This window comes from Gilliamella sp. (genome assembly GCF_024104075.1).
Classification (GTDB): Bacteria; Pseudomonadota; Gammaproteobacteria; order Enterobacterales; family Orbaceae; genus Gilliamella; species Gilliamella bombi.
In genome coordinates, this window is the sequence record NZ_JAGGHR010000004.1 from 24,719 (window position 1) to 48,265 (window position 23,547).

Genomic DNA, 23,547 nt, shown 5'->3' on the forward strand with positions numbered 1-23,547 from the left:
AAATATATTGGGAAATATTAATTATGTTTGATGTAAACGATCTGATCCGTTTTAACCACGAATGGTCAGAAAAAATAGAGCAAGAAGATCCTGAATTTTTTAAACAACTTGCAGTTGAACAAAATCCTAAATTTTTATGGATCGGCTGTTCAGACAGTCGTGTGTCAGCAGAAAAACTCATTAAGTTAAAGCCAGGTGAGTTATTTGTGCATCGTAATGTCGGTAATCTTGTAATACACACTGATTTAAACTGTTTATCTGTCGTTCAATATGCAGTGGATGTACTTAAAATTGAAGATATCATTGTTTGTGGTCATTTAGGTTGTGGTGGAATTCGTGATGCGGTTGAAAATCCTGATTTAGGGCTAATTAATAACTGGTTACTGCATATTCGTGATCTTTGGTTTCGAAACAGCTCACTTCTAGGGGAATTTCCTCCCGATATCCGTTTGGATGTTTTATGTGAACTTAATGTAATTGAACAAGTATACAATCTTGGACACTCTACAATTATTCAATCCGCATGGCAACGAGGTCAAAAAGTTAATTTACATGGTTGGGTTTATGGGATTCATAATGGCAAAATTACTGATTTGCATATCACTTCATCAAGTAGCGAAAATCTTGAAATTAACTACCGAGAAGCTATTTCTTATCTTCTAAATTTACATAAATCTCACTAATTAGCCCATGATTTTATTTAAAACGATGGATAACTTGATTGCTGCTTCCTCGCCATAATAGACGAGGATCAGCAAGTTCCTGCACAAATTTTCCATCAATTAACACATCAATATAAGGAATAACTGCTTGTTGTTCAGCAGTTAACTCATCAAGCTTATACCCAGTCCAAAGCCAAATATCTTTATTATCGCACTCAGATTTAACACGTTGGACCAGTTTTAATATAGTTGCAACGTTTTTAGGATGCAAAGGATCACCGCCAGAAAGCGATAATCCTTGACGTTTTATTTCAGTATCTTGTAAATCTTTAATGATTTGATCTTCAAGTGCTTGTGTAAATGGTAAACCAGAATTTACTCCCCATGTACTTTTGTTATAGCAACCTGGGCACTGATGTACACACCCGGCAACAAAAAGAACACAGCGAGTTCCTTCCCCATTAACAACATCGACAGAATAATAACGATGATAATTCATAAATATTTATTGATTATTAACCAATTTGACCATTATTTAAATGTTTAACTCGACGTTTTACTTCTTCTTGTTTACCTGCATTGAATGGGCGGGCATCAGGACTACCTAAATATCCACAAACACGACGAGTAACCGATACTTTTGAAGAATCATGATTACCACAACTTGGGCAAACAAAGCCTTTGCTGGTACAAGAAAATTCACCGGTATAACCACATTCATAACATTCATCTATTGGCGTATTAGTCCCATAATAAGGAACTCGTGAATAACTATAATCCCAAACATCTTCTAATGCTTTGATATTGTTAATCATATTTGGATATTCGCCATAACAGATGAAACCACCATTAGCAACTTGAGGATAAGGTTTTTCAAATTCAATTTTTTCGTACGGATTAACCTTTTTCTCAACATCAAGATGGAAACTGTTAGTGTAATAACCTTTATCAGTAACACCTGGAATTACACCAAATTCAGCCGTATCAAGTCGGCAAAATCGATCACATAAATTTTCGCTTGGTGTGCTATATAAACTAAACCCATAACCAGTTTCGTTCTTCCATTGATCCACCGCATTACGTAAACGCTCAACAATTGCCACACCTTTTTCGCGTAATTTATCACTATCAAATGGATGCGTTTGATTTCCGTAAAGTGCATTTAATGTTTCATGAAGACCAATATAACCTAAAGAAATTGAAGCTCGCCCATTTTTGAAAATTTCAGAAACATTGTCATCTTCGTTAAGCCTTACACCACAAGCACCTTCCATATATAAAATTGGTGCCACTCTTGCTTTTACGCCATCAAGTCTAGCAATACGCGTCATTAATGCTTTTTTACATAGTTCTAAACGTTTATCTAAAATTCCCCAAAATCGAGCTTCATCACCTTTAGCTTCAATAGCTATACGAGGCAAATTTAGACTAATTACACCTAAATTATTGCGCCCATCATGAATTAACTGGCCGTTTTCTTCATAAACGCCCAAGAAACTTCGACAACCCATTGGCGTTTTAAATGAACCCGTCACTTCAACAACTTTATCGTAATTTAAAATATCTGGGTACATCCGTTTACTTGCACACTCAAGTGCAAGTTTCTTAATATCATAATTAATATCGCCCTGTTTATGGTTAATACCATCTTTAATGGCAAAAACAAGTTTTGGAAAAACTGCTGTTTTATGATTTTTACCTAATCCTTTGATACGAACTTTTAAAATAGACTCTTGAATTAAGCGTGATTCCCAACTAGTTCCTAAACCAAAACCAAAAGTAACAAACGGAGTTTGTCCATTAGCTGTGTGTAAAGTGTTTACTTCATATTCAAGAGATTGAAATGCATCATAACACTCTTTTTGAGTGCGACTTTCAGCATAAGCTTCTGGATTTGGGATATTCCATTCTTCAGCCACTTGTTTGTGTTTGTTATAACTAATAGTAACAAACTTTGCTAAAACTTCATCGATACGATTAATGGTCGTGCCACCATAAATATGGCTAGCCACTTGCGCTATAATTTGTGCAGTTACCGCAGTTGCTGTAGCAATTGATTTTGGAGGCTCAATCTCAGCATTACCCATTTTAAAACCATTAGTTAACATACCATCTAAGTCAATTAACATACAGTTAAACATAGGGAAAAATGGCGCATAATCTAAATCATGATAATGAATTTCACCACAATCATGAGCACGAGAAATATCTTTAGGTAATAAATACTGCTTCGCATAATGCCTTGCTACAATACCCGCAAGTAAATCACGTTGAGTTGGAATAACCTTGCTATCTTTGTTAGCATTTTCATTTAAAATGGCGACATTACTTTGCTCAATTAACCCTCGAATATCTTGATTTAGACGGCTACGTTCTTCTCGAGCACGATCACGATCATGACGATACTCAATATAAGTTCTCGCTAATTTTTTATAAGGGCCTGACATTAACTGATTTTCAACTGCATTTTGAATTTCGTTGATATCAACACTTTCACGTTCGCTCATTTGATTAGTAACAACACGAGCAACCGTTTCGCAATAATCAGGATCATGAACATTCGTCGCCACAGCTGCTTTGACAATTGCATCTTTAATTCGAGTCTCATTAAATGCAGTTTGACAACCATCTCGTTTTATTACTACAGGCATATATACTCCTCAATATCCATCAATAACTCGCGTTAGTCACAGGTGTTATACCAACATTAATATTCGTTGTTATTATTCATTTTTTATCAAATCATTAGTTTTTTGATATAATCCCGAGGCTTTCTATCGCTTAAATAACACTATATATAGTAAATAATATTCAATTATACACAATATATAGTGTTTTTCTAGGCTTTTTAATAAATGAAATCACTTGACAAATTTAAAATCAATAATGACAAGGAGTTATGAAATATTGAGATACAAAAGGGGAAAAAGCTATACAAAAGTGCAAACTTACTTGCACTCTTGTATAGCAAAATAAGATTATAAATTGAAAATATTAAGATTCAATATTTAACCAATCGGTATGGAACACACCTTCTTTATCAATACGCTCATAGGTATGAGCACCAAAATAATCTCTCTGAGCTTGAATCAAATTAGCTGGTAATACCGCTGATCGATAACTATCATAATAAGCAATCGCTGCTGAAAGTGTTGGAACAGCAATACCTTGTTGTACCGCTAAAGATACCACATCACGTAATGATTGTTGGTAAGCCTCAACTGTTTGATTAAAATAAGGCGCTAACAATAAATTATCAATCTCATTATTATCGGCATAAGCATCAGTAATTTTTTGAAGAAACTGTGCACGAATAATACACCCTGCTCTAAAAATCTTAGCTATTTCACCATAATTTAAATTCCATTGATATTTATGAGAAGCAGCTTTTAGCTGTGCAAAACCTTGTGCATAAGAGATAATTTTACCCATATACAGTGCTTTACGGACTTTTTCTATGAGCTCCTGCTTATCACCACTATAAGGCGCTTTTTGAGGACCTTTTAACACTTTTGCTGCCGCAACTCGCTGATCTTTAATTGCTGATAGATAACGAGCAAATACAGACTCAGTGATTAAAGATAAAGGCTCACCCAAATCTAAAGCACTTTGGCTGGTCCATTTACCTGTACCTTTATTGCCTGCCGCATCTAAAATCACATCAATTAAATAATTACCGTTTTCGTCTTTATGCTTAAAGATATCAGCGGTAATTTCGATTAAATAACTGTCTAACTCGCCTTTATTCCAATCTGTAAACACCTCAGCAAGTTCATCATTAGTTAAACCAACAGCATGTTTTAATACCGAATAGCTTTCAGCTATCAGTTGCATATCGCCATACTCAATGCCATTATGTGCCATTTTTACATAATGACCTGCACCATTTGGACCGATATAGGCAACACAAGGTTCACCATTAGCTTTAGCCGCTATTTTCTCTAATATAGGAGCAACTAGTTCATAAGCCTCTTTTTGCCCACCAGGCATAATTGATGGACCTTTTAGCGCTCCCTCTTCGCCACCTGAAACACCAGTACCAATAAAGTTAAATCCTTCTGCTAACAATGTTTTGTTTCGACGAATTGTATCTTCAAAATAGGCATTCCCGCCATCGATAATAATATCACCTTTATCTAAAAGTGGACGCAACTCATCAATTACCGCATCGGTACCTTTACCTGCTTGCACCATAATCAGGATACGGCGTGGTTTTTCTAAAGAATTGACAAAATCTTCAATTGTATAATAAGGAACCAATTTCTTATCAGAATGTTCAGCCATGACTTGTTCTGTTTTATCTTTAGAGCGATTATAAATAGCAACAGAAAATCCTCGACTTTCAATATTGAGCGCAAGATTTCGCCCCATAACTGCCATTCCAATAACACCGATTTGTTGTTTTGACATGATTTGGCTCCTTTATTAAACCTCTATAACCTTAACCATAAGGTTTTAACAACACCTAAAACTTAATTAAGTTTTATAAATTACGCTATATTTTGCCATAAAAAAAGCCGTATCAGAATACAATACGGCTCTTTTTCATGACTTTAATGATATTTACTATCAACTGAATAAATCATGAACGTTTCATCATTTCGAAAAACTCATCATTAGTTTTAGTCATGGCAAGTTTATCGATCAAGAACTCCATTGCATCAGTCTCACCCATTGGGTTAAGAATTTTGCGTAAAATCCACATTTTTTGTAGTTCATCAGGCGAAGTCATTAGATCTTCTTTACGTGTACCTGAACGATTAAAGTCAATAGCAGGAAACACACGACGTTCAGCAATTTTACGCGATAAATGGACTTCCATATTACCTGTACCTTTAAACTCTTCATAGATAACTTCATCCATTTTAGAGCCAGTATCAATCAATGCTGTTGCAATAATTGTTAAACTACCACCTTCTTCCACATTACGTGCTGCACCAAAAAAACGTTTCGGACGATGTAATGCATTCGCATCCACACCACCAGTCAACACTTTACCTGATGAAGGAACAACTGTATTGTATGCACGAGCCAAACGGGTGATCGAATCTAATAAAATAATCACATCTTTTTTATGTTCAACCAAACGTTTTGCGCGTTCAATAACCATTTCAGCAACTTGAACATGTCTTGCTGCTGGTTCATCGAATGTCGATGCAACAACTTCACCTTTAACTAGACGCTGCATTTCGGTCACTTCTTCGGGACGCTCATCAATCATTAATACAACTAACTCGCATTCAGGATGATTAACCGCTAAGCTTTGTGCAATATTTTGTAAAAGCATTGTTTTACCTGCTTTTGGTGGTGCAACAATCAAGCCACGTTGACCTTTACCAATTGGTGATGCTAAATCAAGAACTCTTGCGGTGATATCTTCGGTAGAACCGTTACCTCGTTCCATTCGTAAACGAGAATTTGGATGAAGTGGAGTTAAGTTTTCGAAAAGAATTTTATTGCGGGCATCTTCTGGTTTATCGTGATTTACTTCATTTACTTTTAACAAAGCAAAATATCGTTCACCTTCTTTTGGCGGACGGATTTTACCTGCAATGGTATCACCAGTCCTTAAATTAAATCGTCGAATCTGACTTGGTGATACATAAATATCATCAGGACCAGCTAAATAAGAGCTATCAGCTGAACGCAAAAAGCCAAATCCATCTTGCAAAATTTCCAGTACGCCATCACCAAAAATATCTTCACCACTTTTGGCATGTTGTTTTAAGATTGCAAAAATAATGTCTTGTTTTCTAAGTCGGGCAAGATTTTCAAGCCCCATCTTTTTTTCTCCAAGCGCTACAAGCTCGGAAACAGAAGTGTTTTTTAATTCAGTTAAATTCATAATGTTAAAAATTCTTGAGGATAAAATTGATATGTTTGCAATTTAATATTATTTTTGTATATTTGTTTAATTCGCTTATAAAAAAGCTCTCTTACAACACTTAAATTCAATCGATTGCTAAGCTTTTGATGATAATTGAACATTTGAATATAGAATTTCACCACTTTACCAATAAAAACAATGAATTACAGAAAGGGATACATGTAAGAGAAGCACAGATTACACTAAAATCATTAATTTGTCTACAATTAATTGAATATAACTATTATAAATTAATAAATCTAGTAAAATTAAAGACACAAAAAAAGAGTAATGCAAAATTCATTACTCTATTAACCATATTATAAAAACATAAAGTAACTATTACAATTGAGGATTAATAAAATCTCTAAGTTGAGCTTTAGATAAAGCTCCTACTTGAGTGGCAGCTACTTGTCCGTTTTTGAAAATCAATAAAGTAGGAATACCTCGAATACCAAATTTAGGTGCTATATTGGGATTTTCTTCAATATTCAATTTGGCAATAACTATCTTATCGCTATATTCTTGAGCTATTTCTTCCAAAATCGGAGCAACCATTTTACAAGGCTTACACCATGAAGCCCAAAAATCAACGAGTACTGGTTTCGATGATTCATTAACTACTTTATCAAAAGTTGCTTCTGATAACTGAACGATATTATCACTCATTTTTGTCTCCTACATTTTTACTTTTTACAATAATAGAATACTTTGAATTTCTCTACTAGCAATTAGTATAATAGGATATAATTATTAGTGATGTCACTATATTTAGTGTGTTATAATCTGACAATTCTGATAATTATATTCACAACAATAATGATTCAATCATATCTTACCAAAACAACTTTTAGTCAATTTCCTCTTCATCCTTCAGTGTTAAAAGCACTTGAAAAAAAAGGATTTGTTTATTGCACACCAATTCAAGAAAAGACATTACCGCTAACCACTAACGGAATGGATATTGCAGGGCAAGGACAAACAGGAACAGGCAAAACCATGGCGTTTTTAGCATCAACATTTAATCACTTGTTGAATCATGAGCCTTTACCTGATCACAAAATAAATCAACCAAGGGCAATAATTATTGCCCCTACACGCGAATTAGTTGTACAAATATACCATGACGCTGAACGGCTATCTGAAGAAACAGGATTAAAATTAGGATTAGCTTTTGGTGGTGATGGCTATGATAAACAATTAAAAATGCTTTCCACAGGGGTCGATATTTTAATTGCCACAACAGGACGATTGATTGATTATGCAAAGCAAAATTATATTAATTTAGACGCAATTCAAGTTGTCGTATTAGACGAAGCCGATCGCATGTTTGATTTAGGATTTATCCGTGACATACGTTGGGTTTTCAAACATATGACACCACCACAAAAAAGATTAACCATGTTGTTTTCTGCAACATTAACACACAACGTGCGTGAATTAGCCTTTGAGCATATGAATAATCCTCAGTATATTGAAGTTGAACCAGAACAAAAAATTGGGCATCGCATTAAAGAAGAACTATTTTTCCCATCTAACGAAGATAAATTAGCACTTTTACAAACACTAATTGAGGAAGAATGGCCTGATCGTTGCATTGTGTTTGCTAATACCAAAGTAACTTGCGAAAAGATTTGGCGGCACCTTATCGCTGATGGTCATCGTGTTGGATTATTAACTGGTGATATTGCTCAGAAAAAACGTTTATCAATTTTAGAACAATTTACCCAAGGTCATCTTGATATTTTAGTTGCTACCGATGTCGCAGCCAGAGGATTACATATACCTAATGTTACTCACGTTTTTAATTATGATCTGCCCGATGATTGTGATGATTATCGTCATCGAATTGGAAGAACAGGGCGTGCAGGAGCTGGAGGTTACTCAATTTCATTAGCCTGTGAACGTTATTCGCAAAATTTACCTGCTATTGAAAAAGCAATTGATCATGCTATTCCTGTTAGCCAATATGATCCTTCTGCGCTACTGGTTGATTTGCCTCATCCAAAACCATTTAGACGTCCACCACGTAGAAAACCATCAAATTGACTAAACTAAATAGTAGATAGAAAACATAAATAATATCAACCATAAAAAATTATCTAAAAATGTAATTATACTTCATCGTAAAGCATTTTTAGATAACTGTTATTATTATGGTGATATTATTATAAGTACTTTGATCAACATAGCCAGTCAAAATTATTCTTTATATGAGTCATTATCCATCTGGTTTAAAAAACATTGATATTCAAGTTCAATTTCTTTTTTAGTCTCCTTGGACAAAGTTGCAACATGAAAACGATGTAAAGAACTATATAAAACAAACAATATATTAATGGAAATGGTTTCTTTTTTTTGTTTTATTTTATAATATGCATTCAAATAACCTACCTTTTGAAAGGTATCAACATCTTTAATTCCAACACTACACAATAACCTTTCTAACGACAAAGTCATATTTGGCAACTCTTTTATCCGTTTTGCTTTGATTTCGTTTTTTTCATATTGCTCTTTTTTAGTATACTTTATCACCATCTGTACCATAGAAAACAGTTTTTCATGATCCTTAAAAAGTTCATTACCTACCTTATAATAATCAAGCAATTTAGTAGACATGCCTGTCGTTATACTTAATGGCTGCATACCCAAATCAATAAAAAGTGAACGATAATCTGGATGCCCTCTTAAATAAAAGCTTTTTTGGGTAACCCAACCAAACATTATATCTTTACTATTAACACTAAATCCTCCAAAAAACGTTTTAATTGAAATATCTTCAACGTCAGAAAGCTCTGTTAAAATTCGATTTGCAAATGTTGAGCACATAATTAATTTCCATCTAAACTTTATTGAGTAACTGAAGTAACTTAATAGTTAATCTAAATTATAGTTATTTTATATTCAAACTATTTCTAAATTAATACATAAATATGCGATCTGCATTCCATATATAAATATAAAATACATTATTACTTGATAAATTATATTTTTGTGAAATTAAATTAATTTTTGTAAAGAGTTTTAGCAAAGAAAGACAAAGCTAAATAGTTAGAAAAAAAGAAAATAGCTTTAACATTGTTATTCTGTCGTAATAATTATACAATCACGGGGTCATTAATTTTGGTACCTAAATTTTGCCTAATCGAATCAATATGATAAAAAACATCATTACTCTATTTTTTATATTTTATTCTTTTATCGCATCAGCCGATAAAGTGCCATTGATTGATTCGTTAATGCTTTGCAACTCTGATTTTTTTAAAGAAGTTTATAGCAATAAAAATGAACTAGAAAAATATACTAATATAAAAGTTTTTAATAAAAATCAAGCCAATATTGTTATTGAAAATCGCTCTGATATAACTAAAAACTACGTTTATTTCAAAACTCCTATGACTTATAAAAACCTAACAATCATTGGCTATTATGATAGTGCCATGGATCTTGGCAAAATGGGAAAATATTATTTCTGGGGATTTATAATCGATAATGATATTAATCAAATCAAAGATGCTTTGAATTTTGTAGATTGGAAAAATATGGAAGATAACCTACTGTATATCGCAAATCCAAAGATTCGTAATATTAATGACGATCTCCAAACTTGGCATAAAAATACCGGAACTGTTGTCGGTGTTAAAACCATTCCAGCTCCAGATACCACCGAAAAACTGCTATTACTCGAAAAAAGCCCAAATATGAACCTTCTTATTTGTTCGATCCAAGGTATTGTGACTTCTGAGCTACTCAAACAAGAACGACCTGACATTCAGTAATTTAAACTAAATCGCAGATTCATCCATTTCGCCAGTTCGAATACGAATGACTTGTTCAACGTTATAAACAAAAATTTTGCCATCACCAATTTTACCGGTTTGTGCTGTCTTCATAATAGTCTCAATACACATTTCTAAAATATCATCAGACACAATAAGTTCAATTTTCACCTTCGGCAGAAAATCAACCATATATTCCGCACCGCGATAAAGTTCAGTATGCCCCTTTTGACGACCAAAACCTTTAACTTCAGTAACTGTCATACCTGTAATACCTTGATCAGCAAGTGCCTCTCGAATATCATCTAATTTAAATGGTTTAATAATAGCTTCAATCTTTTTCATATTTAATTTACCTTTAATTCAAGATCACCAATTTTTAAATCCAAAAGCAGAAGTAATAGGATAACGGCGACCTTTGCCAAAGTTACGAGCTGTTATTTTCGGACCGACCGCTGATTGGCGACGTTTATACTCATTTATATCAACCAATTTAATAACACGCCTTACAGTTGCTTCATCATAACCTTGCGCAATAAGTTGTTCAACGGAAAGATCAAGTTCGACATAACCTTTCAAAATTCCATCTAAAATATCATAAGGCGGTAAACTGTCTTCATCTTTTTGATCTGGAGCCAACTCTGCTGATGGAGGGCGAGTGATCACTCTTTCAGGAATAACATAAGAACGAGTATTCCGATATTTTGACAATGCAAAAACCATGGTTTTAGGCACATCTTTCAGAACATCAAACCCACCAGCCATATCGCCATAAAGAGTTGCATAACCTACCGACATTTCACTTTTATTACCCGTTGTCAGCACCAGCCTGCGCCGTTTATTTGATAGTGCCATTAAAACAACACCACGACAACGTGCTTGAAGATTTTCTTCAGTAGTATCTTTTGACGTACCAACAAACATTGGACTTAACGATGCCATAAACGCATCAAACATTGGCTCAATCGAAATAATATCAAATTCAACCCCTAATATTTCAGCTTCTTCTTTGGCATCAGCAATACTAATATCGGCTGTATAACGAAATGGCATCATCACTGCCTGCACTTTATCTTTTCCTAGCGCATCAACTGCAATAGCAAGGGTTAAAGCTGAATCAATCCCTCCAGAAAGCCCTAATACTGCACCTTGAAAGCCATTTTTAGTAACATAATCGCGAGTTGCAAGTACCAATGCATCATAAACTGAAGCTAATTGATCATTTCCATTATTATCAATTATCGCCTGATGATTTACACCATATTCAAAAGAAGAAACTTGCTCTTCAAATGATTTTAGCTGACAAACAATTTCACCAAGCTCATTACAAACAAATGATCCGCCATCAAACACCAGCTCGTCTTGACCACCCACTTGATTAACATAAATGAAAGGTAAACCTGTTCGTTTAACATGCTGTTTAACTAACTCTCGACGATTTTTCTGCTTGTCGCAGTCATAAGGCGAAGCGTTAATAGCCACAACAAAATCAGCCTGAGCCTTATGGATATTATCAACTGGCTCAAATTGCCAAAGATCTTCACAAATTAGTAAACCAATCCTTTTACCTTTAAAATCAACTACGCAAGTTTGATTGTCAGCTATAAAGTAACGCTTTTCATCAAATACATCATAATTAGGTAATCGCTGTTTATGATAGCGAGCTAACAATTCGCCATCATAAAAAAATGAAAGGGCATTATAAATATTTTGATCTTGCCAATGCGGATGTCCAACAATAACTGCACAGTACCGACTCGCTTGTTGAATCAACGATAATGCTTTTTGGCAACGAGCTTTAAAATCAGAACGAAAAATTAAATCTTCGGGTGGATAACCACACAAAGCAAGTTCTGGAAAAATAATGAGATCATCGGATGAGTGGCTATTTATCAATTCAATAATCTGTTGAGCGTTTCCTTCAATGTCGCCCACACGCCAATTTTTTTGTGCTAAAACAATAGATAAAGACATATAAAATTTAATATCACAAATAGAAATTATTGATAAGTTTAAATGATTCTAAGTTGCACTGCCACTTTTTTATCGCTAACATGCAACAATAAATCCACTTTGACTTGTCTGGAAATTAATATGCAAAAAACATTAAATGTAGCGCTAGCTAAACGCAGTTATCCAATCACAATTGGTGAAAATCTACTAAGTGAATTTCAACATTTTAAACTCCAAGCAGGGCAACGCGTACTCATTGCTACCAATGAAACCATAGCCCCACTTTATTTACAAACACTAATTGATATGCTTGAAAAGCATGGTGTAAAAACCGATTCAGTTGTTGTTCCTGATGGTGAAAAATATAAGACCATGGAAACATGGAATAGCATTTTGACAACGTTACTGGCAAACAATCATACTCGCAGTAGTATACTTATAGCACTAGGTGGAGGTGTGATTGGTGACATTGCAGGATTTGCCGCTTCAGCTTATCAACGTGGAATTAAGTTTATTCAAGTGCCTACAACGCTACTATCACAGGTTGATTCCTCGGTAGGAGGTAAAACAGCGATTAATCACCCACTGGGTAAAAATATGATTGGCGCATTTTATCAACCACAGTCGGTAGTGATTGATCTCAGTTGTTTAAAAACATTACCACAAAGAGAGCTTTCGGCTGGACTTGCCGAAGTTATAAAATACGGCATTATTTTAGATGCTAAATTTTTTGATTGGCTTGAAGAACACATCAACGATTTACTAAACCTAGATGTTAATGCATTAAGCTACTGTATTTACCATTGCTGTGAACTCAAAGCACAAGTGGTTGCTGCTGACGAAACAGAACAAAACATGCGAGCAATCTTAAATCTTGGTCACACTTATGGGCATGCCATAGAAGCAGAACTAGGCTATGGAAATTGGCTACATGGCGAAGCTGTCAGTGTTGGTATGCTAATGGCTGCACAAACAGCCAAATTACTTGGTAAATTGGATCAAACTGATATTGAACGAATTAAGAACTTATTAATTCGCGCTAAACTACCTGTTAACAGACCAAAAAAAATGTCAATTGAATCTTATCTGCCACATATGTTACGAGACAAAAAAGTATTATCTGGGCAATTAAGGCTTGTTATACCAACTAAAATTGGTCATGCTGAAGTGATAGATGGTATTGATAAAGATATGGTAATTCAGTCTATACAATTAACTTAATCTATAATTGATAACCAATAGTTGCATCATTTACATATAAAAATTAAACGTCTGGTTAAAGTCGGAAAGTCCATTGAAGTTAAATTAAGGCGACAAGCTAAACGCTATAACAAAACCTATCTGGGAGGAAATACTACAATACCAAACGTTTACCTTTACTTAAAAACGAAGCCAAACAAAAGAGGCGAGAGTATTTATTTGTCGGTCAGTATTGATGATTTTTCACAAGAGCTTTATGCAGGCATTTACTCCCAATAAATCCCGATTTAACTAGCACTATTTATACAAACAATGTGTTAACCCTATATCCTTTATCATTGAATGTATTTATTCCAAGAATGGACATGAATATCAAGGCACAGGTGAAGAGCTATTTGTTAAAACGTGTAACAACCATCGTATCCATCAAAAATTCACGAAACTAGCCTGTCCACAAACGAATGGGAAAGCTCAAAAGAGTGATACGATCTTTAATGGAAATGTAGAATAATCAGAAAATATTTAGCCATTAAAAAGATAGAAAACACAATATTAAACGATTTATTAACTATTATAATACCATTAAACCCCATAAAGCGATTTCGAAAAAAACGCCTTATAAGTTTTTAGAGGATTATTTTAACCATAAAGTGTAAATAACCCTGTATTTTCCTACAAAAGCGTTGTTATTTTTATTTTCCAGCGTAATTATAATAATATTTTTATAAATTTTTATTGGAAAACCAATCCTATTCTAGTTTAAGAATAGTTTTTTGCGATTAAACTATTGTCAAAAACTTTCAGGAAAACCTACGTTTAAATCAAAAATCATGATGAAAAATGACAAGAAAATAGATAAATCCACAAAATAATAGTCAATAATAACGACAAAAATACCGCCGCCGAGCCATAATCCTTTGCTCGGCCAGATAAATCATGCCTTTCAGAGCCAATACGATCAACTACACACTCAATTGCACTATTTATTAACTCAGTAATCATCACCACTCCAATTGAACCAAGTAGCAAAATACGTTCATAAATAGAGAAATCAATTAGCATTACAACAATATAAGCCACAACTAATAGAATTAACTCTTGGCGAAATGCAGCTTCATGTTTGATCGCCGATTTTAAGCCTTTTAAAGAATATTTTGTTGCTTTAAGGATACGTAGTAAGCCTGTCGATTTTTTCATTACAATATTCCAAATTTAAAATTACCTTACGTAACCATAGTTCATCAAACGTTGATATCTTCTTTCTAATAATATAGATAAATCCATACTTTCAAGTTCATTAAGATCACTAAGTAACTGTGTTTTGAGTGAATTAGATACAACAGCATAATCACGGTGGGCACCGCCCAGTGGCTCAGGTATAATCGAATCAATAAGATTCAATTTTAGTAATTTATCTGCAGTCATATTCATAGCTTCAGCTGCAACTGGTGCTTTATCAGCACTTTTCCATAAAATCGAAGCACAACCTTCTGGCGATATGACAGAATAAGTACTATATTGAAGCATATTAACTTTATCTGCAACCCCAATAGCAAGAGCGCCCCCAGAGCCTCCCTCTCCAATTACTGTACAAATAGTTGGTACTTTAAGACGTGACATTTCTCTTAAATTACGAGCAATAGCTTCTGCTTGACCTCGCTCTTCGGCACCAATACCAGGATAAGCACCTGGAGTATCAATAAAAGTAATAATTGGTAATTTAAAACGCTCCGCTAATTGCATTAATCGTAAAGCTTTACGATACCCTTCTGGAGCGGGCATACCAAAGTTCCGATAAATTTTCTGTTTTGTTTCTCGACCTTTTTGATGCCCAATAACCACCACAGATCTTCCATCAATACGAGCTATTCCACCAACAATTGCTTTGTCATCGGCATAAGCCCTATCACCAGCTAATTCATCAAAATCAGTAAAAATTTCTTTCAGATAATCCAATGTATAAGGACGATTTGGATGTCTAGCTAGTTGCGCAATTTCCCAGGGAGTTAAATTAGCAAATATTTTTTTTGTTAATTCACGACTTTTTTTATGTAATTGCTTAATCTCTTTATCTAAATTAATATCTAATTCAACTTGTTGCGAATCAATATTCTTTAAGGAATTAATTTTTGCTTCTAATTCCGCTATCGGCTTTTCAAATTCCAAAAAATTGTTCATAACGCTTGTAATTGCCTCTTAATTTATTTGGTATTTTAAAAAAATACACATCTAATACAGTATACTGGCTAATTCTTAAAATAAAATTAATCCAATTCTACTATGTAATACTCATTGAAGTCACCTAAATTTATATTATTAGACTTCAACTATTCAAAATGTTATACCACTTACATTTAATTAAAGTAACATTATTTAATAAATTTAATTAATCAACCAGACTACTATTAATAAGTTTATTTTCTTATTCAAACTCAAATTCAATACGATCAATACCAATAAGTGTCTTTAATTCAATAATCATAGCGTCCTCTGGAATAACCCTCCATGTCGTACCGAATTGAATCCTAACAACCGAATCACCCCGGTGATAATATAAGCTAACAGGCACACTACCATGACGATAAGGTTCTAAAAGTTGTTGTAAACGTTGCAATATTGCTTGATTTGCTTCGCTTTCTGTTAATGTAATGGACAGTCCTTTTACATATTTAGTACGGGCATCTTTTAGATCAACAATATCTCGCACTGACATTTTAAAACCACCATTAAAATCATCATTACTAACTTGGCCTGTAACAATTAAGATCTTATCTTTTACGAGTAAATGTCCAAAATTTTCCAAAGATTCTGCAAAAAGCATACCATCAATACGGCCTGAACGATCATCTAAAGTAAACAAGCCAATTTTTTTACCTTTTTTAGTAATTCGAGTCCTAGCATCAGTAACAATACCAGCAAAAGTGACCGTTTTTCCCCAGCCTGTCGGAGATGCTTCACTAATTCGCAATCCACCAGTATAACGATTTAATTCTTTTAAATATTGCGTTACAGGATGCCCTGTTAAATAAAGTCCTAAAGCTTCACGCTCGCCATCAAGCAAAACTTGATCGGGTAATTCAGGTACCGCAGCATAAGCATGCTCAACTTGTTCAGGTTCTTCCGCTAAGACTCCAAACATATCTTCTTGACCAATATCTTGAGCTTTTGCATATTGATCCGCTGCCTGCATTGCATCATTAATACTATGCAAAATAGCTGCTCTGTGAGGGCCTAATTTATCAAATGCCCCTGCCATAGTAAGTTTTTCAAGTACACGACGGTTGATCTTTTTCATATCTGTTCGAGCACAAAGTTCGAATATATTTTTAAAATATCCACCACTATTACGTGCTTCAACAATTGCCTCAATAGGACCTTCACCGACACCCTTTATAGCCCCAATCCCATAAACAATCTCACCTTTATCATTCACATGAAAGTGATAAAGACCACTATTAATATCTGGTGGATTAACCTTTAATCCCATCCGTAAGCATTCATCAACCAAACCGACAATTTTATCAGTATTATCCATATCGGCAGTCATAACTGCAGCCATAAATTCTGCTGGATAGTGAGTTTTTAACCATAATGTTTGATAAGAAACAAGCGCATAAGCTGCTGAATGAGATTTATTAAAACCATAACCAGCAAATTTTTCCACTAAATCAAAAATGCGCATGGAAAGCTCACCATCGATACCTTGCTTTTCGGCACCTTCTTTAAAAACAGAGCGTTGCTTTGCCATTTCCTCAGGTTTTTTCTTCCCCATAGCTCGACGTAATAAATCCGCACCACCTAATGTATAACCCGACAAAGTCTGAGCAATTTGCATAACTTGTTCTTGGTACAAAATAATACCGTATGTTGGTTCTAAGATAGGTTTTAATGATTCATGTTGATATTTAATATCAGGATAGGATACTTCTTCTCTGCCATGTTTACGGTCAATAAAGTTGTCTACCATGCCTGATTGTAACGGACCGGGTCTAAATAAAGCAACTAAAGCGATCATATCCTCAAAACAGTCAGGTTTTAATCGCCTTATTAAGTCTTTCATACCTCGAGATTCAAGCTGGAACACAGCTGTTGTTTCAGCTTTCAATAACAAATCAAATGACGGCTGATCATCAAGAGGAATTCGAGTAATATCGACTGGTTTATTACCATCTCTTAACTGACGTTCATTAATCATTTTGATTGCCCAATCAATAATGGTTAATGTCCTTAGTCCTAAAAAGTCAAATTTAACAAGACCTGCATATTCAACATCATTTTTATCAAACTGGGTTACTGGGTGATTTCCTTCTGGATCACAATAAATTGGCGAAAAATCTGTAATCTTAGTTGGTGAAATTACAACGCCCCCAGCATGCTTACCTGCATTTCTAGTTACACCTTCTAATTGACGTGCGATATCAATTAATGATTTAATTTCTTCATTATTATCGTATAACTCCTGAAGTTGAGGCTCAACTTCAAAAGCTTTAACCAATGTCATTCCCGGATCTAAGGGAATTAATTTGGAAATCCGATCAACAAAGCCATAAGGATGTCCAAGTACTCGGCCAACATCCCTGATTACTGCTTTAGCCGCCATAGTTCCAAAAGTAATAATCTGAGAGACTGCATCACGACCATACATATCAGCAACATGATCAATTACTAGATCTCGCTTTTCCATACAAAAGTCGACATCAAAATCAGGCATTGAAACACGTTCTGGATTCAAAAATCGTTCAAAAAGTAAGTCAAACGCCAATGGGTCTAAATCGGTAATTTTTAAAGCATACGCAACTAGTGAACCCGCACCTGAACCACGCCCAGGTCCCACGGGAATATCATTATCTTTCGACCATTGAATAAATTCCATAACAATTAGAAAGTATCCAGGAAAACCCATCTGATTAATAACCGTTAATTCTGTTTCTAAACGCTCATCATATTCAGGTCTTCTTTGTTTTCTAACTTCTGGATCGGGAAATAAAAACTCAAGTCTTTCTTCTAAACCTTCACGCGATTTATGCACCAAAAAATCTTCGGTCGACATATCACCAGTAGGAAATTTAGGTAAAAAATATTCACCTAACCGGATGGTTACATTACAGCGCTTTGCTATTTCAACACTATTTTCAAGCGCTTCTGGTATATCAGAGAATAGTTCACACATTTCCTGTTCAGATCGTAAATATTGCTCTGCTGAGTAATTTTTAGGTCGGGAAGGATCTTCAAGTGTATTCCCATCATGAATAGCAACACGAATTTCATGAGCCTCAAAATCTGAAGCTTTTAAAAAACGAACATCATTAGAAGCAACCACGGGGAATTGATACTGTTCAGCCAATCTTACTGCACTATGAATAAATAGCTCTTCATTGATTCGTTTAGTCCGTACTAGCTCAAAATAAAAATGCTCATTAAAATTTTCAAGGTAAAAATTAATAGCATGCTCAATAATAGTTTGATTATTGCGAACGATACCGATACCAATATCACTTTCTCGTCCAGCTAATACAATTAACCCTTCTCGATGCTCAATTAACCACTCATTATCAACAACAGGCAAATCTCCAATGTATCCTCGCTGATAAGCTTTAGAAATCAATAAAGTAAGATTTTGATATCCCTGATTATTAGCTGCTAACAGAGTTAGATGATAAATATCATCAGGCAATTGAGAACTTCTAATAGCGAGATCTGCACCAATGATAGGTTTAATACCTTTTGACATTGCTGAGCCGTAAAACTTAACCAGTCCACAAAGATTAGTAAAATCAGTGATTGCAAATGCAGGCATCTGCAACTTGCTCATTTCATTTACTAATGCACCTACCTTAGCAATTCCATCAATCATAGAGAAATCACTATGCAAATGAAGATGAATAAATTTTGGTTCTGCCATAATTACCAGAAATGAAGCGATAAAATTAGCTTTGAATTATAACACAAGCAAGAAGAATATTCTTATTCTCTTTACCTACATGAACTTACAACAAAATGTAAAAGAAATAAAAATTCTTGATGTAAAAAACCAACCAGAGTACATTTAAAGTTAGCACAATTAATCTAAAAAAGTGCAAAACTATTTACGACGTAGTCCCTCTGTATTTGCTACTTTTATAACGATTTTCATCAACTCTTCATCACAGGTATTAGCTAAGCCAAATTCAGCCAGCATGGTTGATAAACCGACAGATTCGCAGAAATTATATACAGTTTCAATCATATCTGAATTACTATCGATTAACATTACCAATGTACCTATCGCTACTGTTTCTCCAGCCAATAATCATGCGTTGTTTCTGATACAGTAAAGCCATTATGAATGGCATGAGCAGCAGGCATCCGCCACATTTAAAGCTTCTAAAATATAAGAATAAAATTTGAACATACACTAAACATATCGTCTTCAATCAAGGAGAAAATATATTTGTTGATATAAATATAAAACAAGCTTTAACATTCAATTTACCAAATAGAATGTTAGAAAAATGAGGAATACGCTACATTTTGACTTAATAAAAATGGACTATTATTGACAACACATTAACAAGAGATGAATAAATTCCCACCATTTTTAGTGATGGGAAAATAATTAAAATTATATTTTTTTAAATAGGACCGAACCATTGGTTCCGCCAAAACCAAAAGAGTTACAAAGTGCATATTCTAAATTTTTAACCTGACGCGCTGTATGAGGAACATAATCAAGATCACATCCCTCATCAGGATTATCAAGATTAATTGTCGGCGGAACAGCTTGATCACGTAATGCTAGGACAGTGAAAATTGACTCAACTGCACCAGCTGCACCCAATAAATGCCCTATCATAGATTTAGTTGAACTCACCATCACTTTGCTAGCATTTTCTTTAAAAATACTTTTTACCGCTTGGGTTTCAGCCTTATCACCAGCGGGGGTCGATGTACCATGAGCATTAATATAACCAACCTGATCTGGAGCAATACCTGCATCACGAAGTGCACATTTCATTGCTAAGGCCGCACCACTACCATCGGCTGGAGGCGAAGTCATATGATAAGCATCACCACTCATACCAAATCCAACTAGTTCAGCGTAAATTTTAGCTCCGCGTTTTTTGGCGTGTTCATATTCTTCTAAGAACATGATTCCTGCACCATCACCCAACACAAAACCATCACGGTCTTTATCCCAAGGACGGCTTGCTGCTTTAGGATTGTCGTTATTAGTTGATAAAGCACGAGCTGCACCAAAACCACCGATACCCAATGGGGTACTCGCTTTTTCGCCACCTCCCGCTAACATCGCATCTGCATCACCATAAGCAATCATGCGTGCAGCATGACCAATATTATGAACACCTGAAGAACAAGCTGTTGCAATAGTAATACTAGGTCCTTTTAATCCATAAATAATAGATAAGTGGCCTGCAATCATATTAACAATTGTTGATGGTACAAAAAACGGGCTAATTTTGCGTGGTCCACCATTTACTAATGCACTGTGGTTTTCTTCAATCAACCCAAGCCCACCAATACCAGAACCTATAGCACAACCGATTCGTTCTGCGTTTTCATTCGTGATTTCAATGCCTGCATCTTGCATTGCCTGCATACCTGCAGCAATGCCATATTGGATAAAATAATCCATTTTACGTGCATCTTTGCGTGAAATATTATAATCTTCGCCATTAAAGTTTTTAACCATCGCTGCGAAGCGCGTTGCGAAAGGGGCTGTATCAAAGTGCTCTATGAGTTCAACACCACTTTGCCCAGCTAATAAAGCTTGCCAAGTGGATTCAACTGTATTACCTACAGGAGATATCATGCCCATTCCAGTAACAACAACTCTGCGTTTAGACACATTGCCCTCCAGGAAAGGATTGAAATGAAATTTGAATCATTGAAAAATTTTATTTTGAGTTTTCTAAAGATTTATACCGACTTATTTTTAATTTAATAATTAAAGATATAAATACAAACTAGGCGATCATTTGACCGCCTATCATAAAAACTCTACTAACCTTATTGATTTGCAGTAATATAATCAATTGCAGATTGAACAGTTGTAATTTTTTCAGCTTCTTCGTCGGGAATTTCAGTATCAAATTCTTCCTCTAAAGCCATAACTAATTCAACTGTATCAAGAGAGTCAGCGCCAAGATCTTCAATGAAAGAAGATTCGTTTTTAACTTCTTCCTCTTTTACACCAAGTTGCTCAACAATAATTTTCTTAACTCGCTCTTCAATAGTGCTCATACTCTTTTTTTTCCTATAAAAATCGCCGAAAGTGGCGGTGAATGTAAGTTTATAAAATGTTGAAAAAGATGCCAATCATTTTCCAACCCAATTGCTTAGTTTTTGTTCAAAACATTAAAATAATGGCTCATTTTACACTATTCTAACCAATTACACCATATACATGCCACCATTGACATGTAAAGTTTCACCAGTAATATAAGATGCTTCATCTGATACTAAAAATGCTACTGCATTAGCTATTTCTGTTGGTTCACCTAATCGTCCAGCAGGAACTTGTGCTAATGTTAAAGATTTTTGTTCATCGGTTAATGCATTGGTCATATCAGTTGCGATAAAACCAGGTGCAACCACGTTAACAGTAATACCTCGTGATGCAACTTCACGTGCTAATGATTTACTAAAACCAATTAATCCAGCTTTAGCTGCAGCATAGTTAGCTTGGCCCGCATTTCCCATTGTGCCTACTACTGAGCCAATGGTTACAATTCTTCCATAGCGTTTTTTCATCATTGTGCGCAATAATGCTTTAGATAAGCGAAAAACAGATGTTAAATTTGTATTCAAAATATCTTGCCATTCGTCTTCTTTCATTCGCATTAATAAATTATCACGAGTAATACCTGCGTTATTAACCAAAATATCAATATCACCAAATTGAGCCTTAATTGCACCAATAACCGACTCAATTGATGTTTCATCTGTCACATTTAAAGCAAGACCTTTACCATTTGCTCCTAAGTAATGGCTAATAGCTTCAGCACCTTTTTCTGTTGTTGCCGTACCAATAACAGTTGCGCCACAAGCAACTAATTTTTCTGCAATTGCTTTACCAATTCCACGACTTGCGCCCGTAACTAAAGCAATTTTTCCTGATAGGTTCATAACTACCCCTTTTACCATTTTACTTTGTGTTTTCTAATGCCGTTTCTAATGATACTTTATCATTAACCACAAGACCAGAAAGTGTATCAACAATACGTTTAGTTAATCCAGTTAATACTTTCCCTGGCCCCATTTCAACTAAAAGTTTTACATCTTGTTTTGCCATATACTCAACAGTTTCAGTCCAACGTACAGGGCTGTAAAGCTGAGCAATTAATGCAGTTTTAATTTTTTCTGCAGACGTTTCAACTTTAACATCAACATTATTGATAACAGCAAACTTTGGTGTGTTAAATTCAATATCATTTAATGTAGTCGCTAATTTGTCAGCTGCTGGCTTCATTAACGCACAATGTGATGGTACGCTAACAGAAAGCGGTAATGCACGCTTAGCACCCGCATCTTTACATAGTGAGCCTGCACGTTCAACAGCTTCCTTATTACCAGCAATAACTACTTGACCAGGTGAATTAAAATTCACTGGCGCAACAATCTGCCCTTGAGCCGCTTGTTCACATGCTTTGCTAATTGATTCGTTATCTAATCCAATAATAGCGTACATTGCACCTGTGCCGCTTGGCACGGCTTCTTGCATTAATTTTCCGCGTAATTCGACTAATTTAATCGCATCTTTAAACTCAATCACGCCTGCACAAACTAAAGCAGAATATTCGCCTAAACTATGACCAGCCATAAAATCAGGTTGAGTACCATTAACACTTTGCCAGACTCTAAATATTGCAACAGATGAAGCAAGTAGTGCTGGTTGTGTCTGCCATGTTTTATTTAGTTCTTCAACTGGGCCTTTTTGTACTAAATCCCACAAATCATAACCTAACACATCAGAAGCTTCATCAAATGTTGATTTGACAATCGGAAAATTATCAGCAAGATCTTTTAACATACCGACAGCTTGAGAGCCTTGTCCTGGAAATACCATTGCAAATTTGGTCATTCTTAA

The 23,547-nt window shown here is 34.8% G+C and carries 19 protein-coding genes and 1 pseudogene; 4 read left to right on the forward strand and 16 right to left on the reverse strand.

What is annotated here, in order from left to right:
* Nucleotides 1-23: 23 nt before the first annotated feature.
* A complete protein-coding gene (gene can / locus J6569_RS02185) occupies nt 24-683 on the forward strand; it encodes a carbonate dehydratase (RefSeq protein ID WP_034914468.1) in 660 nt (219 codons plus the stop codon).
* A gap of 13 nt (nt 684-696) precedes the next feature.
* On the opposite strand, the gene nrdG is transcribed toward can, so the two are convergent.
* From nrdG to trxA, 5 genes are all read right to left on the reverse strand, one after another.
* Nucleotides 697-1,161, reverse strand: coding sequence for an anaerobic ribonucleoside-triphosphate reductase-activating protein (gene nrdG, locus J6569_RS02190; protein WP_174798878.1), 465 nt, complete (start codon nt 1,159-1,161; stop codon nt 697-699).
* Nucleotides 1,162-1,177: 16 nt separating this feature from the next.
* Entirely contained in the window at nt 1,178-3,313 is a 2,136-nt protein-coding gene (gene nrdD, locus J6569_RS02195; RefSeq protein WP_296317399.1) for an anaerobic ribonucleoside-triphosphate reductase, read from the reverse strand.
* Nucleotides 3,314-3,656: 343 nt separating this feature from the next.
* Complete coding sequence (gndA, locus tag J6569_RS02200) at nt 3,657-5,072, reverse strand: NADP-dependent phosphogluconate dehydrogenase (RefSeq protein ID WP_034910475.1); 1,416 nt, start codon at nt 5,070-5,072, stop codon at nt 3,657-3,659.
* A 172-nt stretch (nt 5,073-5,244) separates the two neighbouring features.
* A complete protein-coding gene (gene rho, locus J6569_RS02205) occupies nt 5,245-6,507 on the reverse strand; it encodes a transcription termination factor Rho (protein WP_034910472.1) in 1,263 nt (420 codons plus the stop codon).
* A 363-nt stretch (nt 6,508-6,870) separates the two neighbouring features.
* The gene (trxA, locus tag J6569_RS02210; RefSeq protein ID WP_085163891.1) at nt 6,871-7,197 is read right to left on the reverse strand and encodes a thioredoxin TrxA; all 327 of its coding nucleotides are present in this window, start codon (nt 7,195-7,197) and stop codon (nt 6,871-6,873) included.
* Between the two features lie 150 nt (nt 7,198-7,347).
* Between trxA and rhlB the strand changes: the two genes are divergently transcribed.
* On the forward strand, nt 7,348-8,577 hold the full coding sequence (rhlB, locus tag J6569_RS02215; RefSeq protein ID WP_065609437.1) for an ATP-dependent RNA helicase RhlB: 1,230 nt from the start codon (nt 7,348-7,350) through the stop codon (nt 8,575-8,577).
* Nucleotides 8,578-8,730: 153 nt separating this feature from the next.
* On the opposite strand, the gene J6569_RS02220 is transcribed toward rhlB, so the two are convergent.
* Complete coding sequence (locus J6569_RS02220; RefSeq protein WP_085163889.1) at nt 8,731-9,357, reverse strand: TfoX/Sxy family DNA transformation protein; 627 nt, start codon at nt 9,355-9,357, stop codon at nt 8,731-8,733.
* 326 nt (nt 9,358-9,683) lie between these two features.
* Between J6569_RS02220 and J6569_RS02225 the strand changes: the two genes are divergently transcribed.
* Nucleotides 9,684-10,307 (forward strand): hypothetical protein, encoded by a 624-nt coding sequence (locus J6569_RS02225; RefSeq protein WP_051634156.1) that lies wholly within the window; start codon nt 9,684-9,686, stop codon nt 10,305-10,307.
* Nucleotides 10,308-10,313: 6 nt separating this feature from the next.
* On the opposite strand, the gene glnB is transcribed toward J6569_RS02225, so the two are convergent.
* Both glnB and J6569_RS02235 read right to left on the reverse strand, forming a co-directional pair.
* Nucleotides 10,314-10,652, reverse strand: a complete 339-nt coding sequence (glnB, locus tag J6569_RS02230; RefSeq protein ID WP_034910467.1) for a nitrogen regulatory protein P-II — start codon at nt 10,650-10,652, stop codon at nt 10,314-10,316.
* Between the two features lie 24 nt (nt 10,653-10,676).
* The gene (locus J6569_RS02235; protein ID WP_296317401.1) at nt 10,677-12,281 is read right to left on the reverse strand and encodes an NAD+ synthase; all 1,605 of its coding nucleotides are present in this window, start codon (nt 12,279-12,281) and stop codon (nt 10,677-10,679) included.
* Nucleotides 12,282-12,401: 120 nt separating this feature from the next.
* Between J6569_RS02235 and aroB the strand changes: the two genes are divergently transcribed.
* Nucleotides 12,402-13,481: a 3-dehydroquinate synthase gene (gene aroB, locus J6569_RS02240; protein WP_034910466.1), complete on the forward strand. Its 1,080-nt coding sequence runs from the start codon at nt 12,402-12,404 to the stop codon at nt 13,479-13,481.
* 807 nt (nt 13,482-14,288) lie between these two features.
* Here aroB and J6569_RS02245 read toward each other — a convergent pair.
* The 8 genes and pseudogenes from J6569_RS02245 to fabD all read right to left on the reverse strand — a co-directional run bounded on the left by J6569_RS02245 (nt 14,289) and on the right by fabD (nt 23,541).
* On the reverse strand, nt 14,289-14,657 hold the full coding sequence (locus tag J6569_RS02245; protein WP_034910464.1) for a diacylglycerol kinase: 369 nt from the start codon (nt 14,655-14,657) through the stop codon (nt 14,289-14,291).
* Between the two features lie 21 nt (nt 14,658-14,678).
* Nucleotides 14,679-15,638 (reverse strand): acetyl-CoA carboxylase carboxyl transferase subunit alpha, encoded by a 960-nt coding sequence (gene accA, locus J6569_RS02250; RefSeq protein WP_296317403.1) that lies wholly within the window; start codon nt 15,636-15,638, stop codon nt 14,679-14,681.
* Nucleotides 15,639-15,882: 244 nt separating this feature from the next.
* Complete coding sequence (gene dnaE / locus J6569_RS02255) at nt 15,883-19,362, reverse strand: DNA polymerase III subunit alpha (protein WP_296317405.1); 3,480 nt, start codon at nt 19,360-19,362, stop codon at nt 15,883-15,885.
* A gap of 222 nt (nt 19,363-19,584) precedes the next feature.
* Nucleotides 19,585-19,805 (reverse strand): annotated as a pseudogene (gene gldA / locus J6569_RS11215) (glycerol dehydrogenase); the annotation flags it as partial.
* A 256-nt stretch (nt 19,806-20,061) separates the two neighbouring features.
* Nucleotides 20,062-21,306 (reverse strand): beta-ketoacyl-ACP synthase II, encoded by a 1,245-nt coding sequence (gene fabF, locus J6569_RS02265; RefSeq protein WP_034910454.1) that lies wholly within the window; start codon nt 21,304-21,306, stop codon nt 20,062-20,064.
* Between the two features lie 161 nt (nt 21,307-21,467).
* Nucleotides 21,468-21,701 (reverse strand): acyl carrier protein, encoded by a 234-nt coding sequence (acpP, locus tag J6569_RS02270; protein WP_034910452.1) that lies wholly within the window; start codon nt 21,699-21,701, stop codon nt 21,468-21,470.
* Between the two features lie 150 nt (nt 21,702-21,851).
* Nucleotides 21,852-22,586, reverse strand: coding sequence for a 3-oxoacyl-ACP reductase FabG (gene fabG / locus J6569_RS02275; protein WP_296317409.1), 735 nt, complete (start codon nt 22,584-22,586; stop codon nt 21,852-21,854).
* A gap of 19 nt (nt 22,587-22,605) precedes the next feature.
* Nucleotides 22,606-23,541 (reverse strand): ACP S-malonyltransferase, encoded by a 936-nt coding sequence (gene fabD, locus J6569_RS02280; protein WP_065589627.1) that lies wholly within the window; start codon nt 23,539-23,541, stop codon nt 22,606-22,608.
* Nucleotides 23,542-23,547 lie beyond the last annotated feature (6 nt).